Here is a 15,567-nt window from a genome sequence, read left to right as displayed (position 1 = left end):
CGGCTTCGCCTACGGCTCCGGCAGCGCCGACCGCTCCTTCGGCGGCTACGCCGGCAACGACAGCTTCCGCACCGGCTGGGCCGTCGGCGGCGGCGTCGAGTACGCGCTCCCCACCGACTCCTTCCTGAACTTCTTCCGCTCCTCGGCCGTGACGCTCAAGGTCGAAGGCCTGTACGTCAACCTCGACCGCAACACCCGCAACCAGGGCGCGTTCGTCATCAACGCCGCCAACAACTTCCCCGTTGTCTACAGCGGCATCGGCCGCCGTTCCGACGAGTTCGCCGTCGTCCGCGCCGGCCTGAACTACAAGTTCGGCACCTTCTAGGATTGCGCGACGGCGCGGCTACGGCCGCGTTCGGGATCCGCCTCTGGGAAGCCCGGCCGAAAGGTCGGGCTTCTCGTTTTTCGCAGTCGGCGGATGAAGTTTTCGCAATCCCCCTGACAAAGCGTCGCCGCGCACCCATGTCGTGTCTGCCATGCGGCGCGTTCGGGCCCGCGGGTGAGATTCGAGGAGGACGACTCCATGAACAGCGAAGAACGCGACGTCATTTCGGGCATCTTCCAGCGGCTGGAGCAGGCGCAGACCCAGCCCCGCGACGCGGAGGCGGAGCGCTTCATCGCCGACAAGATCCGCGCCCAGCCCTACGCGCCCTACGCGATGGCGCAGCTGATCTACGTCCAGGAAGAGGCGATCAAGAGCCTGAACCAGCAGCTGGAGCAGGCGCGCAGCCAAGCGGCCTCTGCGCAGCCCTCGGGCGGCGGCGGCGGCTTCCTGTCGAGCATCTTCGGCGGCGGCAGCCAGCGCCAGGAGCCGCAGCCCGGCTACGCACAGCAGCGTCCCGCCGGACAACCCTGGGGCAATCAGGGCGGCGCGCCCCCGCAGGGCTATCCCCAGCAAGGCTACCCGCAGCAGGGGGGCTATCCCCAGCAGGGCGGCTATCCCCAGCAGGGCGGCCCTTGGGGCGGTCAGCCGCAGGCGCCGGCCCGCGGAGGCGGCTTCATGGCGACGGCGCTCCCCATGGCGGCGGGCGCGGCCGGCGGCATGCTCCTGGGCAGCGCCCTGTCGAACGCCTTCGCGGGCGGCCATTCGAGCCTCGGCAGCGCTGCGGCCGCCGGCCTGGGCGGCGGTGCCGGCGAGACCGTGGTCAACAACTACTACGGCGACGGTGGCAACCAGGATCTCGGAGCTGCCCTGGACAACAGCGGCGGCGACCTGGGTAGCTTCCAGGACGCGAACTACAGCGATCCGGGTGGCGATTTCGGCGGCGACCTGGGCGGCGGCGACGACAGCGACTGGACCTGATCGTCCAGCCCCGGCTCAGCCCCCAAAGAGAGAGGCCCGGTCGCGTCAGGCGCGGCCGGGCCTTTCCGTATCCGAAGGGTCAGCCTGCGTGATGCCGACGACGTCAGGCGCTCACAGGACTTCGACGCGTGTTCCCACCGGCACGCGGTCGTAGAGGTCGACGACGTCGTCGTTCATCATCCGGATGCAGCCCGACGAGACCGACTGACCGATCGTATTGGGCTCGTTGGTGCCGTGGATCCGGTAGAGCGATGAGCCGAGATACAGGGCCCGCGCCCCGAGGGGATTCTCCGGCCCGCCGGCCATGTGGCGCGGCAGGTCGGGCCGGCGGGCGAGCATCTCTGCCGGCGGTGTCCAGTCCGGCCACTCCGCCTTGCGGCTGACGGTCTTGAGACCGCTCCAGGCGAAGCCGGGACGGCCGACGCCGATCCCGTAGCGGAGGGCGCGCTGGCCGGCCTGCACGAGGTAGAGATGCTTGCCGGCGGTGTCGATGACGATCGTCCCGGGCTTCTGCGGCCCCGCGAACGGGACCTCCTGGCGCTGGAATTCCGGCGCGACCGCGCGGGCGATCCGGGCGGGATCCGCCTGGGATGCCCCGTAGGCGGCCGCGGGCGGCGCGCCGTAGGGCTGAGCCGCACCGTAAGCCTGTCCGTAGGATTGTCCGTATGCCTGAGCGGCCTCCGGTTCGGCCGGCACCAGTTCCCCGGAATAGGCCGCGACCCGCTGGGACGTCGCCGCCCGCTGCGGGGCCGCGGAGCGCTGCGGCCAGCCGCGGCCGCCGCCCCCGGCGCTTCCGGTGACGAGGTACTCGATCAGGCCGCCGCCGTAGCCGCCCTCGGCGTAGCGCGCCTGTTGCGCGCGCGCAGGCCCGCACAGCACGAAAGCGGCCGCGGCCGCCGCCATTCCCAATCGGACCGAACCCCGCATCGTCGCATGCTCCCGAGCCGGCGCCCAAGCGCCCGGCCCGCGAACGATCCCGCGGCATTTTACCGAATCAGGTGAAGGAACGTGGTGAATCGCGCCGAGGCCGCGGTCTCTCCCCGGCCCGTCGGCGGCAGCGTGAATCGCCGGTTAACCGTTCATCGCAGCCCGCCGCGCCTTCGGGAAGGAGCCCGGAACGCTCGGAAAAAGCTTGGCAGTCACAGTCCGCTAACCGATGTGGTAGAGAGTTGCGTCGACGGAACCCGAACGCCCACGCCCGGACGATGACCCAGAAGCGCTATCGCATCGAAGACAGCCTCGGGATTCCCGCGGCTCCCCAGCCTGGTCCGGGCTCGATCGCCTCGAACGAGCGACTCGAAGAAATCTTCAGCGCCATCCAGGACTTGCGCCGCGTCACGCAGATGAGCGCCAGCGAGACGATCGAGTCGTGCCGGCGCGAGCTGCACGAAGCGCTCGCGATGCGCACGGAACTCGACGTGATGAAGGAGGCGATCACCCGCACCAAGTCGGAGCTGGCGACGCTGCATCGGACGGAGAATACCGGCAAGGGCATGCGCCGGGCGGCCGACGAACTCGACGCCGTGGTCGATTCGACGGAGCGCGCCACGACGCAGCTCCTCGGGGCGATCGAGGAGATCGAGAGCCACGCCGGCATGCTCAACGCCGCGACGCTGCCGCCCGGGCTGAAGCAGCACGTCGACGTGATCCTCGAGCGCGTGATCACCGCCTACGAGGCCTGCAACTTCCAGGACCTGACCGGCCAGCGGATCACCAAGATCGTCGGCGTGATGAAGTTCATCGAGGAGCATCTCGACCGGCTGATCGCCACGTGGTCGGAACTCGACAGCTTCAAGGAGCTCATCACCGTCATGCCGGTGCCGACCTCCCTGGACGACGAGAGCTCGCTCCTGAACGGTCCGAAGCTCGACCACGATCCCGGCCACGTCGACCAGAGCGACATCGACTCGCTGTTCGACTGATCCCCGGTCCAGGCGCGCGATTTTTGTCGCCGCCCCGGTCCCGCTGGCGCTCAGGAACGCTTAGATCTGCGGTATGAGCCGCAGAGCCCTCTCAGATCTGCCCCCGGACACCTTCGACGACGGCCGCGACGCCGAGCGGGACGAGACCGCCGACGCGCCGGAAGCCGGCCTCCCCGACACGGAGGCGCCGGAAATCGATTTCGACTTCGAGCCGGGTGCCGTCCAGGCCGGCACCGAGGTGATCCGCCGGTTCTGGTCGACCCTGCCGTCCTCGCCCGGCGTCTACCGGATGTTCGATCATCGCGGCGACGTCCTCTATGTCGGCAAGGCCAAGAACCTGAAGGCCCGGGTCGGCTCCTATGCGCGGGGTCAGGCGCATTCGAACCGCATCGCCCGGATGATCTCGCAGACGGCGGCGATGGAGTTCGTCACCACCGCCACCGAGACCGAGGCGCTGCTCCTCGAAGCCAACCTGATCAAGCAGCTGAAGCCCCGCTTCAACGTGCTGATGCGGGACGACAAGTCGTTCCCCTACATTCTGGTCACCGACGACGGCCCCGCCCCGCAGATCGTCAAGCACCGGGGCGCCCGGCGCCGGAAGGGCAATTATTACGGGCCCTTCGCCAGCGTCTGGGCGGTGAACCGGACGGTGAACGCCCTGCAGCGCGCCTTTCTCCTGCGCACCTGCACGGACAGCTACTACGAGAACCGCACCCGTCCCTGCCTGCTCTTCCAGATCAAGCGCTGCTCCGGTCCCTGCACCGGCGAGATCGCCACGGAGGATTACGCCGCCATGGCGGATTCCGCCCGGGCGTTCCTGGCGGGCAAGTCGAACGCCGTGAAGGACCGGATGCGCACCGAGATGCAGGAAGCCTCGGAAGCGATGGAGTTCGAACGCGCCGCCCGCTTCCGGGACCGGATCGCCGCGCTGTCGGCGATCCAGGGCGTGCAGGGGGTCAACACCCAGGGCGTGGAGGAAGCGGACGTGTTCGCCCTCGACGAGCAGGCCGGCCAGTTCTGCATCGAAGTGTTCTTCTTCCGGAATTTCCAGAACTGGGGCAACCGCGCCTATTTCCCCAAGGCCGACCGGTCGATGACCCCCGACGAGGTGCTCGGGTCGTTCATCGGCCAGTTCTACGACGACAAGCCGGCGCCCCGGACGGTGCTGACGAGCCATGCGGTCGAGGATGCCGAGCTGGTGGCGGCGGCCCTGTCGAGCCGGGTGGAGTACCGCGTCGAGATCCACAAGCCGAGCCGCGGCGAGCGGAAGAACCTCGTCGACTACGCCCAGCGCAACGCCAAGGAAGCCTTGGCGCGGCGCCTCGCCGACACGGCCTCCCAGGGCAAGCTGCTCGCGGCGCTCGGCCAGGCCTTCGGGCTCGACGGCGCGCCCCGCCGGATCGAGGTCTACGACAACTCGCACATCATGGGGACGAACGCGGTCGGCGGCATGATCGTCGCCGGCCCGACGGGCTTCATGAAGACGCATTACCGCACGTTCAACATCAAGTCCGAGGAGCTCACTCCGGGCGACGATTACGGCATGATGCGCGAAGTCCTGCAGCGACGCTTCAAGCGGCTGGTGAAGGAGTCACCGCGCACCGAACGCGAAGCCGCGGCCGCCGCCGTCGAGGGCGGCGTCCAGGAGCCGGTGCCGGCCGAGGAGAGCGAGGCGTTCCCGGCCTGGCCGGACCTCGTGCTGATCGACGGCGGCAAGGGCCAGCTCGACGCCGCGCGGACGGCCCTGGAGGAGGTCGGCGTCTCGGGCGTGCCGCTGATCGGCGTCGCCAAGGGCCGCGACCGGGATGCCGGGCGCGAGACGTTTTTCGTGCCCGGCCGGCCGCCCTTCAAGCTTCCGCCGCGCGACCCGACGCTCTACTTCGTGCAACGGCTCCGGGACGAGGCGCACCGCTTCGCCATCGGCAGCCACCGGGCCAAGCGGAAGCGCGAGATGGTGAAGAACCCCCTGGACGAGATCGCCGGCATCGGGCCCAGCCGCAAGCGCGCGCTGCTCCATCATTTCGGGACCGTGAAGGCCATCGAGCGTGCGGCCTTCGAGGATCTGGCCAAGACACCGGGCGTGAACGCCGCCACCGCGCGGGCGGTCTACGACTTCTTCCATGCCGGCGCCTGAGAACCCGACCGCGATGGCCGAGACCGAAACCAGGACGTTGACGCCCGGGCCCCGCTCTGATTTCACCCCTGCGATGAACGCCGTCCTTCCCCGACGACGGTCGCCGGCCTGGACGCTCGCGAATTGCCTGACCTACGGGCGCCTCGTTGCCGTGCCGGTGATGGTCGCTCTGCTGTTCTGGCCCGAATCCCACACCGCCCGGTGGACGGCGCTGGGCGTTTTCGTCGCGGCCGCGATCACCGACTACTTGGACGGGTACGTCGCACGCACCTACCATCAGAGTTCGGCGCTCGGCCGGATGCTCGATCCGATCGCCGACAAGCTTCTCGTCTCGGCGTGCCTGCTGATGCTGACGGCGGACCACACGATCGTCGGCTCGAATATCTGGGCGGCCATCGTGATCCTGTGCCGCGAGGTGCTGGTCTCCGGCCTGCGCGAGTACCTGGCCGAGCTGAAGGTCGGGGTGCCCGTCAGCAAGATCGCGAAATGGAAGACCACCGTGCAGCTCGTGGCTCTCGGCTTCCTGGTCGCCGGCCCGGCGGGCGAGACCCTGCTGCCGGGCACTGAGCCGATCGGCCTGACGCTGCTGTGGCTGGCCGCCGCCCTCACGCTCTGGACCGGCTGGGACTACATGCGGGCCGGGATCAAGCACGTCATCGACGATCCGCGCTGACGGATCGGCCTGCGGGACGTGCGGTCCCTGCCCTGTCTTCGCTACGGTGATGCGATGAAGCTCGTCTATTTCGCCTGGGTCCGCGAGCGGATCGGCCGCCCCGAGGAGGAGCTGGCACCCCCGGCGGAGGTCGCCACCGTCGCCGACCTCGTCGGGTGGCTCCGGGGCCGGGGCGAGGAATATGCCTACGCCTTCGAGGATCCGGGCGTCGTCCGGGCCGCGATCGATCGGGTCCACGCCAAGCCGGACGCGCCGATCGCCGGCGCCCGCGAGATCGCCTTCTTCCCGCCGATGACGGGCGGCTGAGGCCCGGCCACGCCGCGCACGTAGTCCACCGGGGTTGTCTTGGTCCCGGTTCCGCAGTCATTGGCGCCGTCGCTCCGGCTCTGCTTCGAACCGAACGGCGCGCGGGCCGAGCCAAGTTTTTTTACGGGTTCGGTCCGCCTTCGAGACCGACGGCTCTGCGGAACGCTCAAGCTGTGACCGCCGTTACCCGGTACCGAAACCGGTATTGGAGTTTCAGCATGCGCAAGACCTTGCTCGCGACCGCCGCCCTGTTGAGCCTCGGCGCCGCCGCACAGGCCCAGACCACCGTCATCGAGCGCGACCGGCCGGCCGTCGTCGTCGACCGCCCGGCGACCGAGTCGAAATCCGTGACCGTCCACGACCATGGCGACGGCTGCGTCACCAAGACGGTGCGCAAGGAGAACGACATGGGCGACTCCAAGACCGTCAAGAAGGAGACGTGCGACTGAGGCACGGAAGCGGGCCGGGCCGGAGCGCGGACCCGCGCCCCCTGTCCGGCCGGTCTCATGTCCGGCCGGTTTTCTGCCCGGCTCCCGATCAGCGCCACCCCGCGTCGATGACATAGGGGTGGCCTGTGCACATCCGGGCATCGTCCGAGGCGAGGAACAGGACCAGCGCGGCGACGTCGGCCGGCTGGATCCGGCCGTCGAGGCATTGCGCGGCGACGATGTCCGCCTCGCCCTCCGGCGTGTACCATCTGTCCTGCCGCGGCGTCTGGACGTTGCCGGGGATGATCGACACCACCCGGATCCCATCGCGGCCGAGGTCGCGGGCCAGGGCGCGGGTCATCCCCTCGATCGCCGCCTTGGCGGTCTGGTAGAGCGGCATCTCCTTCAGCCCGAGATGCCAGCTGATCGATCCGAAATTGAGGATCACGCCGCCGCCCGCACGCCGCATCGCCGGCACCGCCGCCTGAGCGGCGAAGAACAGGTGGCGCAGATTCACCGCCATCCGGTCGTCCCAATAGGCGGGCGTCACCTCGGCGAGGCTGTGGCGGTCGTCGTTGCCGGCATTGTTGATCAGGATATCCAAGCCGCCCAGAACCGTATCCGCCTCGGCGACCAGCGCGCGAACCGCATCGACATCCGTCAGGTCGCAGCGCCGGTAGAGCGGGGCGTGCGCGGCGCCGGGCGTCAGACGCGCCACCACTGCGTTCGCCGCATCATCCGCGATGTCGCAGAACAGGACGCGGGCCCCCTGGCCGACGAAGGCCTCGACCAGACCCTCGCCGATTCCCGAGGCGCCGCCCGTGACCAGGACGCGCTTGCCACCGAGGCTCGGATACCGTGCGCGCCGATCCGTCTGCGCCGTCATCGGACCTCCCCGACACGCTTCACCCGGTCGTCATTTGTGGGAGTTTATCACGGCACCCGCGTGGTGCAACGGCTGCGCTCGGGGCGGGAATTCTCGAAACGTTAACGGTTCGCGAATGAGATCGCCGGGTCTTCTAGAAAGGAACGCCCGATGCCCCTGCGTCTGGAACTCAAGCCCTTCGAACGGCTGATCATCAACGGTGCCCTGCTGCGCAACGGCGACCGGCGCTCGACCTTCCTGATCGAGACGCAGTGCAAGTTCCTGCGCGAGAGCGAGATCATCACGGAGACCGAGGCCGACACGGCCTGCAAGCGCCTCCACCTGACCCTGACGGTCATCTACCTCGCCGACGATCCGACGCAGGGGATCGACCTGTTCTTCCGGCAGGCGACGGATCTGCTCGGGCTCGCGCCGGCGGCGGCCCCTCACATCGCGGGGATCGCCCAGGCCGTCGAGACCGGCGCGTATTATCGGGCGCTCAAGCTGAGCCGCAAACTCGTCGAGTGGGAAGCCGCCGGCGCGGTGTCCCAGCCGGACCTGCCGGAAACGTCGGCGGCTTCCTGACGGCCCTCGGGCCTCAGCCGGGATTGCCCTGCAGGCCGGCGGCGATGTGGTTGTTGATCGACACGAGCGTCGCGATCTTCTCGGGCGTCGGCGCGATCATCGTGTCGATGCAGCTCTGGAGCACGAACACGCCCAGGCGGCCGACGCCCTGCTTGACGTCCGAAGGGAGCGGGTTCAGGTCCGACGTGGCCTCGGAGGTCAGCAGCGTCCAGACGCGCTGGTTGAACGACAGGGCGTCGTTGAGGCGCCCGGCATCGCCCTCGGAGAGCCCCTGGCTCGCACCGATCAGCTTCTGCGCCGCTTTCAGCAGAACCGCGGATTCGGCTTCGCGCGGCGAGAGGGCGCTGTGGGATGTCTTGGCGTAGGCGTTGGCGGCGTAATTCATCGGCGGTCCAGCCCCGTCGTCAGGCCTGCCTTGGCGGCAAGCTGGCGCGTAGCTGTCGCAGACCAGGAGTTAAAAGCGCGTGAGCGCCAGATCCGCCATGATGCCGCCGGGTTGCTTATCGACGACGCTGTGTGGCCCAAAGGAATCGGGCCCCGGATCCCAGGCCCGATGTTGAATTTCGTTCTCGGAACTGTTGCCGGCGGCCTGATCGCCTGCGTGCTGACCATCGCGGCGGCGCGGCAGCCCGAGGTTCAGACGCGCCTGGGCCTGATACCCGTGCCGGCCCACACGACGCTCGCGGCTGTCACGAAGCCGGCCGAACCCGATTGCGGGCGGCGGACGGAGCCGGCACCGAAGGTCGGCTCCCAGGATATGTTGTTCAACCGTCAGCGATTCTGGTCGGTCGCGCCCTGATCAGAACGCACCGATCAGCATGAGCAGCATCGTCGTCGCGACGGTGGTGCTGACGAAGCCGCACAGGGCTGCCGCGAAGGACGGGCCGGTGCGGACGACGGCGGGTTCGATGTCGTTCGAAAGCGTGGCGGGGGTCATGGGCGCAGAACCTTTTCGGCGACCGGCGTCGCGCGTGTCGGGGTGATGCTGCAGGAACGGGACGTCCGAGGTGCGGATGCGCACCCGATCAATCGCAGCGGTTAATTTTCTTGGCGATCCGCAGGCCCCGCAGTTCGCTGCGGAGATCGATCGCCACGACGCCCTCGCCGCATCGCTCGAAGGCGTCGCGGGCATCGTCGTAGCGGTCGCCCACTTCATCGAGCGTGTCGCAGACGCGGTCATGATCGCCCAGACGGGCCTCCTGACGCGCCTGGAAGCGCAGGGCATTCGCCTCGTCGACCTTGCGCTGGGCTTCGATGCAGGCCGGCACAGCCGACGCCGCGGAAGTCATCACGAGGCCTGCCACGAGGCTGGCGAGGCAACGGGTCAGAGTGACCGACATGGCACTCACTTCAACACTCACACACGGTTTGGGATGGCCACTCCGAAGGCGGACCGGCCGGGTTTCTCGGAGCGGCACGAGTCCACTCCCTTCCTGTCCGCTGAAACGGTGAAGCTGACGTGAAAGTTCCGCCCCGACTCACCGCCCCCGACGCCGGCGGGACGCGAGGATTGCGGAGAGCGGCACGGGTGCCGGCCCCATCGGGTCGACACCCACGTCGTACTGCTTCGGCATTGGCTTGAGCTTGCCGTGGCTGTGCCCGTGGAGATTGAGGGCCCCGCGGCTCATGCCGTTCCACGTGCGGAACGCGTAGTGGCAGAGCACGACCATGCGGCCTTCGACCTCGATTTCCGCGTAGTGCCGAACCGACGTCCAGCTGGGCGCACCAAGAGTATCGGGCCCGTCGTTGTTGCCGACGATCAGGTGCTTCTCGCCGCTCAGCCCGGCGAGGATCTCGCGAATCCGGTCTCCGCTCGGCCCGAGGGCGAAGTCGCCGAGGTGCCAGACTGTGTCGCCGGGCGAGACCGCGGCGTTCCAGGCCGCGACCAGCCCGGCATCGTGGGCCTCAAGATCCGGATAGGGCCGGTGGTCGAAGCGCAGTGCCCGCGGGTCGCCGAAATGCGTGTCGCCCGTGAAGAAGATGGTCACCGGTCTGCTCCGCCTCGCCCGGGAACGCCACCGGACTGCCGCCGAAATCGGCTGGCCGCCGCCTTGTTCCCGCACGCCCGCGGCCGCCTGGCGCGTTGACCGCCCGCGCGGCACGGAGGAGACCTCCGCAGGGCGAGCGGGATCGGGAGCGCGAGGGCATGCTGGGAACGGTCGGATTCGCCTTCCTGGCCGGGCTTCTGTCGGTGCTCTCGCCGTGCGTGTTGCCGCTGATCCCGATCGTGCTCGGCACCGCGGCCGCGGAGCATCGCCTCGGCCCGGTGGCGCTGGCCGGCGGGCTGGCGATCGCCTTCACGGCGATCGGGCTGTTCGTCGCGACGATCGGCTTCACCATCGGCCTGGACGGCGACGCGTTCCGGCGTGCCGGCGCGGTTCTCCTCCTGCTGCTGGGCGCGGTGCTGATGCTGCCGCGGCTCCAGGCCCGGGTCGCGACGGCCGCCGGCCCGGTCGGCGCCTGGGCGGAGGAACGCTTCGGCGGCTTCGGCTCCGGCGGATTGTCCGGCCAGTTCGCCGTGGGCCTGCTGCTCGGCGCCGCCTGGAGCCCCTGCGTGGGACCGACCCTGGGCGCGGCCTCGCTGATGGCGGCGCGGGGCGAGCATCTCGGGAGCGTCGCCCTGACGATGCTGGCTTTCGGGATCGGGGCCGCGGCCCCGCTGATGCTCCTCGGCTTCGTCTCCCGCGAGGCGCTGCTGCGCTGGCGCGGCGGCCTCGCCGCGGCCGGCCGGGCCGCGAAGGCCGCGCTGGGCGCCGTGATGGTGGTCCTCGGCCTGCTGGTGCTGACGGGACTCGACAAGCAGGTCGAAGCTGCGGCCGTCGCGGCTTCGCCGGACTGGCTCAATGCGCTGACGACGCGCTACTGAGTCCGCCATGGTCCCAGGACGTCCGGAACGGAGATCAGCGATGACCGATGCCCCCCGCCTGACCAGTCTTGCCCATGGCGGCGGCTGCGGCTGCAAGCTCGACCCCGCCACCCTGCGCCAGCTCCTCGCCCAGCAGCCGGCGGCCGGGCCGTTCGAGCGGCTCCTCGTCGGCAACGAGACGGCGGACGATGCGGCCGTATGGGAGCTGGAGGACGGCACCTGCATCATCGCCACCACGGATTTCTTCACACCGATGGTGGACGACCCCGTCGATTTCGGCCGGATCGCCGCGACGAACGCCATCTCGGACGTCTACGCCATGGGCGGCCGGCCGCTCTTCGCGCTCGCGATCCTCGGGATGCCCCTGGGCAAGATCGACCCGGAGGTGGTCGCGCGGATCCTGCGCGGCGGCGCAGAGCAATGCGCCGAGGCCGGCATCCCGGTGGCGGGCGGCCACTCGATCGACGCCCCCGAGCCGATCTACGGCCTCGCGGTGATCGGCACCTGCCGCCGGGAGGCGGTGCGACGCAACGCCGACGCGATGGCGGGAGATGCCGTCCTGCTCACCAAGGCCCTCGGGGTCGGGGTCTACTCCGCGGCGATCAAGCGGGAGATCCTGGACGATGCCGGCTACCGCGACTTCATTGCCACCACCACGCTGCTTAACCGGATCGGACCCGACCTGGCCGCCGAGCCCGCCGTCCATGCCCTCACCGACGTGACCGGCTTCGGCATCCTGGGCCACGGGCTGGAGATCGCCCGCGGCGCCGGTCTCACGCTCACCCTCGAGGCCGACGCCCTCCCCCTGCTGCCGCAGGCGGAGGCGCTGGCGCGCGCCGGCGCCGTCACCGGTGCCTCGCACCGGAACTGGTCGGCGTTCGGCGAGGCGGTCGACCTGCCGGAGGGTTTTCCGGACTGGCGGCGCCACATCCTCACCGATCCGCAGACCTCGGGCGGGTTGCTGGTGACCTGCTCGGCCGACCGGGCCGACGCGCTCCTCGCGCGCATCCGATCGGCGGGCTACCCGGCGGCCGCCCGCATCGGCCGGATCGAGGCCGGTCCGGCGCGGATCCGGGTGATGGGCTGAGACGCCGCCGGCCCCGAGAGGCAATCTTCAACCTTCCCGTCCACTCTGTCGCCCCGCACGAGACCCGAGCCGCCGCCAGAGCCGCCGTGACCGAGGCCGCAGACATGTCACCGCCTCCCCACGGCGTCGCCGGCTGGCCGTACGGGCGCAGCCCCCCCGGACCCGCCCGTCCGCGGTCGCTGCCCGACGGGCGCCCCTGGCCGCGGATCCGGATCATCACGGTGGCCCACGCGGATGCCGCCCTGGCCGGGACCGTCGCGTCGGTCCTGCGCCAGGACTATCCGGAGTTCCGACACGACGTGCTGGCGCCCACGACCGGACGCGCGGCCGTGGAGCGGATCCTGACCGATCCCGGTCCGGATCATCTGCTCTGGCTCGCTGCCGGCGACCTGCTCGCCCCGGGTGCGCTGATCGCTCTGGCGCTGGAGGCCTCGCTCGCCGAGGTCGACGCGGTCGCGGGGTTGCGCGTCCTGTTCGACCACGCCGTCCGGGGCCTCGACGGGCCCGATCGCGCGGCGGAAGCCGGTGGCCGCAGGTCTGCGGGGGGCGGGATCCTCTGGCGGCGAGACGGGCTGGCGGACCATGCGGACCTCGACCCCGACGGCATGCTGAACGAGGGGGTCGCTTGGTCGACGACATCCGAGGACCGGCGCAGCCTGATCGGTCGTCCCGCCCTGCTCCACAGGCTGCTTTCGGACCTTCCTCCGCCCGCCAGCGGTCTGTCGATCGTTTCGCTCACCGGGACGGGCACCCAGGGCGGGGCCGGCGTGGCCCAGCGCCGGCTCGCCGAGGCACTGACTCTCGCCGGTCACCGGATCGCGGAGGTCACCCTGAGCGGCCGTCCCGAGGCCGCCGAGTGGCGCGACGTCTTCCCCCCGGCCGAGGCCGCGATCGCGGCGACCGCACCGGATCTCGTCCTGGCCGGCAACCTGCATGGCGCCACCCGCAGCCTCGACGTCGTCGGCCGTCTGGCCCGGCGGGGACCGGTCGGCCTCGTGCTGCACGACCTCTTCCCCCTCACGGGCCGGTGCGCCCATCCGCGCGCGTGCGGCCGCGCCGCGATCGGCTGCGATGCGGCCTGCCCCACCCCCGACGAGTATCCGCAACTGGCCCCCGGCCGGATCGCCGGCATGCACGACCGCAAACGCGCGGTGCTCGCCGGCGCCCCGGTCGGGCCCGAAGTGCGATCCCCGGCCCGATCTCCGGCTCCCTGGCTTCTCGCCAATTCCGGCTGGACGCTGGCGCGGGCCCGCGAACTCGCGCCGCCCGGCACCGTGGTCGAGCCGATCCGCCTCGCCTTCCCGACCGCCGTCTTCCGGCCCGGCGATCGCGCCGGCCTGCGCGCCCGGCTCGGCCTGCCCCCCGATGACGTGCTGATCCTCGTATCCTCGGTCATCGTCGACGGGCCCGACAAGGGCTTTGCCGATCTCCGGGCGGCGCTTCAGGCCGTGGCGAAACCGGGCGTCGGCGTCGTGGCGATCGGCCGCCTCGACGATCCGGCCCGGCTCGGGATCGCGAACCTGTTCGCGCCCGGCCTCATCGCGGACGAGGCGATGCTGGCGGCGTGGTACGGCGCCTGCGACCTCCACGTCACCGCGAGCCGCCACGAGACTCTCGGACAGACGCCCATCGAGGCCGGCCTGTGCGGGGTCCCGACCCTGGCCTACCGCACCGCCGGGCTGACCTCAGCGGTGATCGACGGCGTCTCGGGCCGCCTCGTGCCGATGCGGCCCGGCGCCCTTGCCGACGCCCTGGCCGCCCTGGTCGATGACCGGGCGACCCGCACCCGCCTCGGCGCCTTCGCGCGGATCGCCCTGGAGAGCCGCTACAGCCCGGCCGCGGCGGCGCTGTCGCTGGAGGCGGTCTTCCGGCGGCTGGGCCTGGGGGACGGCGCGGCCCATCCGCGCTTCGCCCCGGCGATGCTCGGGCATTTCCCCTTCGCGGCCGATCTGCGGACGGGCGCGACCGGCACGGTCCCGGCGGTCTCGCCTCCGCTCGTGCGCCGGCTGCGGCGGGCCAAGCAGATGGTGTTCGGCCGCCGGATGCCGCTCTTCGTGCGGCGGTGCCTGTACTTGGCCGGCACGCTGCGGCGCAGGGTGCCATGACGGACCACAAGGCGAAATCCGGCATGGCGCAGCGGCGGATCTACCTGGACCAGACCCATCTGCGGGCCCATGTCACGGGGATCGAGCGGGTCACCCTGGACCTGTTCGCCCCGGAGAAGCTCGCCCCGCACACTGTGCGGCCGGTGACCGCCGGCTCCCTGCCCGGCATGATCGCCGCCCAGCAGATCGGCCTCCCCGCGCGGGCGCTCACGGACAGGGACGCCCTGTTCCTGTTCCCGGGTTTCCCGCCCGGGCCGCTCTGCGCCATCGCGGCGGCACGGTGCCTGCTCTACGTCCACGACACCTTCCTGCTAACGCGGAAGGCGGATCTGAGCCTGCGCAGCCGGATCTACATGAGCCCGAGCTTCGCCCTCGCCCTGCGCTGGTGCCCGAACCTGTTCGTCAACAGCCGCACCACCGGCGCGGCCGTGCGCGCCCTCTGCGCGGAGCGCGCCCGCGTCGCCCTGCTGCGACCCGCCGTCCGCGACGCCTTCGGCCTGGCCGACCTGCCGGGGCCGGCGGCCTACGAGCCCGGCGCGACGCTGCGGCTCCTCGCCATCGGGACCATCGAACCGCGCAAGAACTATCCGGCGACCCTCGCCCTGACGGCGGCATTGATCCGCGCCGGCATCCCGGCGGAACTCCATCTCGTTGGCCGGGTCGGATGGGGGCGGCACGCCTTCCTGGAGGCACCACCGCCGTTCCTGCACCGGCACGGATACCTCGCCGACGCGGAGCTGCGGGCCCTCGCGGGGTCGTGCCACCTGCTGGTCTCGACCTCCAAGGCGGAGGGGCTGGGGTTGCCGCTTCTGGAAGTCCAGCATGGCGGCCTGCCGGTCGTGGCGCCGGACGACCCGGTGTTCCGTGAGGTGCTGGGGACGTCCGGCCTGCTGATCCGGCCGGAGGATCCGGACGGCGCCGCTCGGACCATCGCCGCCTGGCTCCGGGATGGCGGTCTGACCCGCGCGGCGGCGGCAAGCCGGGCCAACGTGGCGTGCTGGAACGCCACAGCGGCCGAGGATGGGCTGCGCTTCCAACGCTTCCTGTCGGGCGACCCGACAGCCTACGCACCGTTGGAGTCAATTGTCGCATGCGACCGCAGCGCCTGAGGCGGCCTGCGTAGTCCCCAACAAATCGGAGACTTTTCACGTTCGATTGTCGTGACAGTTAGGATTACGTCTGTATGCGATATCTGCGGGCTTCCTGAAGCAGGAACCGCAACGGGGCGATACTACTGGTCCGGTATGCTGATTGCTGGACTCCCGACGAAGACGGCGCCTCGGGCGAGCACCT

Annotated in this window: 18 protein-coding genes and 1 pseudogene; 13 read left to right on the top strand and 6 right to left on the bottom strand. The window is 70.6% G+C overall.

Features of this window, described 5'->3' with window-relative positions:
• Together BM396_RS17100 and BM396_RS17095 are read left to right on the top strand one after the other, a co-directional pair.
• Positions 1-325, top strand: a pseudogene (locus BM396_RS17100) (porin family protein); the annotation flags it as partial.
• A gap of 198 nt (positions 326-523) precedes the next feature.
• Complete coding sequence (locus BM396_RS17095; protein WP_043382729.1) at positions 524-1,303, top strand: DUF2076 domain-containing protein; 780 nt, start codon at positions 524-526, stop codon at positions 1,301-1,303.
• A gap of 111 nt (positions 1,304-1,414) precedes the next feature.
• On the opposite strand, the gene BM396_RS17090 is transcribed toward BM396_RS17095, so the two are convergent.
• Positions 1,415-2,206 (bottom strand): L,D-transpeptidase, encoded by a 792-nt coding sequence (locus BM396_RS17090; RefSeq protein WP_236961730.1) that lies wholly within the window; start codon positions 2,204-2,206, stop codon positions 1,415-1,417.
• 302 nt (positions 2,207-2,508) lie between these two features.
• Here BM396_RS17090 and BM396_RS17085 point away from each other — a divergent pair, with 302 nt between their 5' ends.
• The 5 genes from BM396_RS17085 to BM396_RS17065 all read left to right on the top strand — a co-directional run bounded on the left by BM396_RS17085 (position 2,509) and on the right by BM396_RS17065 (position 6,787).
• Complete coding sequence (locus BM396_RS17085; protein ID WP_043382723.1) at positions 2,509-3,225, top strand: protein phosphatase CheZ; 717 nt, start codon at positions 2,509-2,511, stop codon at positions 3,223-3,225.
• Positions 3,226-3,298: 73 nt separating this feature from the next.
• Positions 3,299-5,359: an excinuclease ABC subunit UvrC gene (uvrC, locus tag BM396_RS17080; protein WP_043382720.1), complete on the top strand. Its 2,061-nt coding sequence runs from the start codon at positions 3,299-3,301 to the stop codon at positions 5,357-5,359.
• Between the two features lie 73 nt (positions 5,360-5,432).
• Complete coding sequence (gene pgsA / locus BM396_RS17075; RefSeq protein ID WP_043355549.1) at positions 5,433-6,032, top strand: CDP-diacylglycerol--glycerol-3-phosphate 3-phosphatidyltransferase; 600 nt, start codon at positions 5,433-5,435, stop codon at positions 6,030-6,032.
• Positions 6,033-6,086: 54 nt separating this feature from the next.
• Positions 6,087-6,338: a molybdopterin converting factor subunit 1 gene (moaD, locus tag BM396_RS17070; RefSeq protein ID WP_043355564.1), complete on the top strand. Its 252-nt coding sequence runs from the start codon at positions 6,087-6,089 to the stop codon at positions 6,336-6,338.
• A 218-nt stretch (positions 6,339-6,556) separates the two neighbouring features.
• Positions 6,557-6,787, top strand: a complete 231-nt coding sequence (locus BM396_RS17065; protein ID WP_043355551.1) for a hypothetical protein — start codon at positions 6,557-6,559, stop codon at positions 6,785-6,787.
• An 88-nt stretch (positions 6,788-6,875) separates the two neighbouring features.
• Here BM396_RS17065 and BM396_RS17060 read toward each other — a convergent pair whose 3' ends face one another.
• On the bottom strand, positions 6,876-7,652 hold the full coding sequence (locus BM396_RS17060) for a D-xylose 1-dehydrogenase (RefSeq protein ID WP_043382717.1): 777 nt from the start codon (positions 7,650-7,652) through the stop codon (positions 6,876-6,878).
• A gap of 150 nt (positions 7,653-7,802) precedes the next feature.
• Here BM396_RS17060 and BM396_RS17055 point away from each other — a divergent pair, with 150 nt between their 5' ends.
• Positions 7,803-8,216: a flagellar biosynthesis repressor FlbT gene (locus tag BM396_RS17055; protein WP_043355555.1), complete on the top strand. Its 414-nt coding sequence runs from the start codon at positions 7,803-7,805 to the stop codon at positions 8,214-8,216.
• A 13-nt stretch (positions 8,217-8,229) separates the two neighbouring features.
• Here the strand turns inward: BM396_RS17055 and flaF are convergent, their stop codons facing one another.
• Complete coding sequence (gene flaF, locus BM396_RS17050; protein WP_043355557.1) at positions 8,230-8,601, bottom strand: flagellar biosynthesis regulator FlaF; 372 nt, start codon at positions 8,599-8,601, stop codon at positions 8,230-8,232.
• A gap of 168 nt (positions 8,602-8,769) precedes the next feature.
• Here flaF and BM396_RS17045 point away from each other — a divergent pair, with 168 nt between their 5' ends.
• Positions 8,770-9,015 carry a hypothetical protein gene (locus tag BM396_RS17045; protein ID WP_043355558.1) on the top strand — a complete coding sequence of 82 codons (246 nt, stop codon included), beginning with the start codon at positions 8,770-8,772 and terminating at the stop codon, positions 9,013-9,015.
• Here the strand turns inward: BM396_RS17045 and BM396_RS32230 are convergent, their stop codons facing one another.
• From BM396_RS32230 to BM396_RS17035, 3 genes are all read right to left on the bottom strand, one after another.
• Entirely contained in the window at positions 9,016-9,237 is a 222-nt protein-coding gene (locus tag BM396_RS32230) for a hypothetical protein (protein ID WP_139239507.1), read from the bottom strand.
• Positions 9,238-9,241: 4 nt separating this feature from the next.
• Complete coding sequence (locus BM396_RS17040; protein WP_078947352.1) at positions 9,242-9,565, bottom strand: hypothetical protein; 324 nt, start codon at positions 9,563-9,565, stop codon at positions 9,242-9,244.
• Between the two features lie 129 nt (positions 9,566-9,694).
• Complete coding sequence (locus BM396_RS17035; protein WP_043382714.1) at positions 9,695-10,204, bottom strand: metallophosphoesterase family protein; 510 nt, start codon at positions 10,202-10,204, stop codon at positions 9,695-9,697.
• Positions 10,205-10,362: 158 nt separating this feature from the next.
• Here BM396_RS17035 and BM396_RS17030 point away from each other — a divergent pair, with 158 nt between their 5' ends.
• The 4 genes from BM396_RS17030 to BM396_RS17015 all read left to right on the top strand — a co-directional run bounded on the left by BM396_RS17030 (position 10,363) and on the right by BM396_RS17015 (position 15,383).
• Positions 10,363-11,082: a cytochrome c biogenesis CcdA family protein gene (locus BM396_RS17030; protein ID WP_043382711.1), complete on the top strand. Its 720-nt coding sequence runs from the start codon at positions 10,363-10,365 to the stop codon at positions 11,080-11,082.
• Positions 11,083-11,122: 40 nt separating this feature from the next.
• A complete protein-coding gene (gene selD / locus BM396_RS17025; RefSeq protein ID WP_043382709.1) occupies positions 11,123-12,169 on the top strand; it encodes a selenide, water dikinase SelD in 1,047 nt (348 codons plus the stop codon).
• Between the two features lie 104 nt (positions 12,170-12,273).
• Positions 12,274-14,274, top strand: coding sequence for a glycosyltransferase (locus tag BM396_RS17020; protein ID WP_081948666.1), 2,001 nt, complete (start codon positions 12,274-12,276; stop codon positions 14,272-14,274).
• Complete coding sequence (locus BM396_RS17015; RefSeq protein ID WP_043382703.1) at positions 14,271-15,383, top strand: glycosyltransferase; 1,113 nt, start codon at positions 14,271-14,273, stop codon at positions 15,381-15,383. Before BM396_RS17020 ends, BM396_RS17015 begins: the two co-directional genes overlap by 4 nt.
• Positions 15,384-15,567: the final 184 nt, after the last annotated feature.

The organism is Methylobacterium sp. UNCCL125 (genome assembly GCF_900116795.1).
In the GTDB taxonomy this organism is placed as follows: Bacteria; Pseudomonadota; Alphaproteobacteria; order Rhizobiales; family Beijerinckiaceae; genus Methylobacterium; species Methylobacterium fujisawaense.
This window is presented reverse-complemented; position numbering and strand designations above follow the sequence as displayed.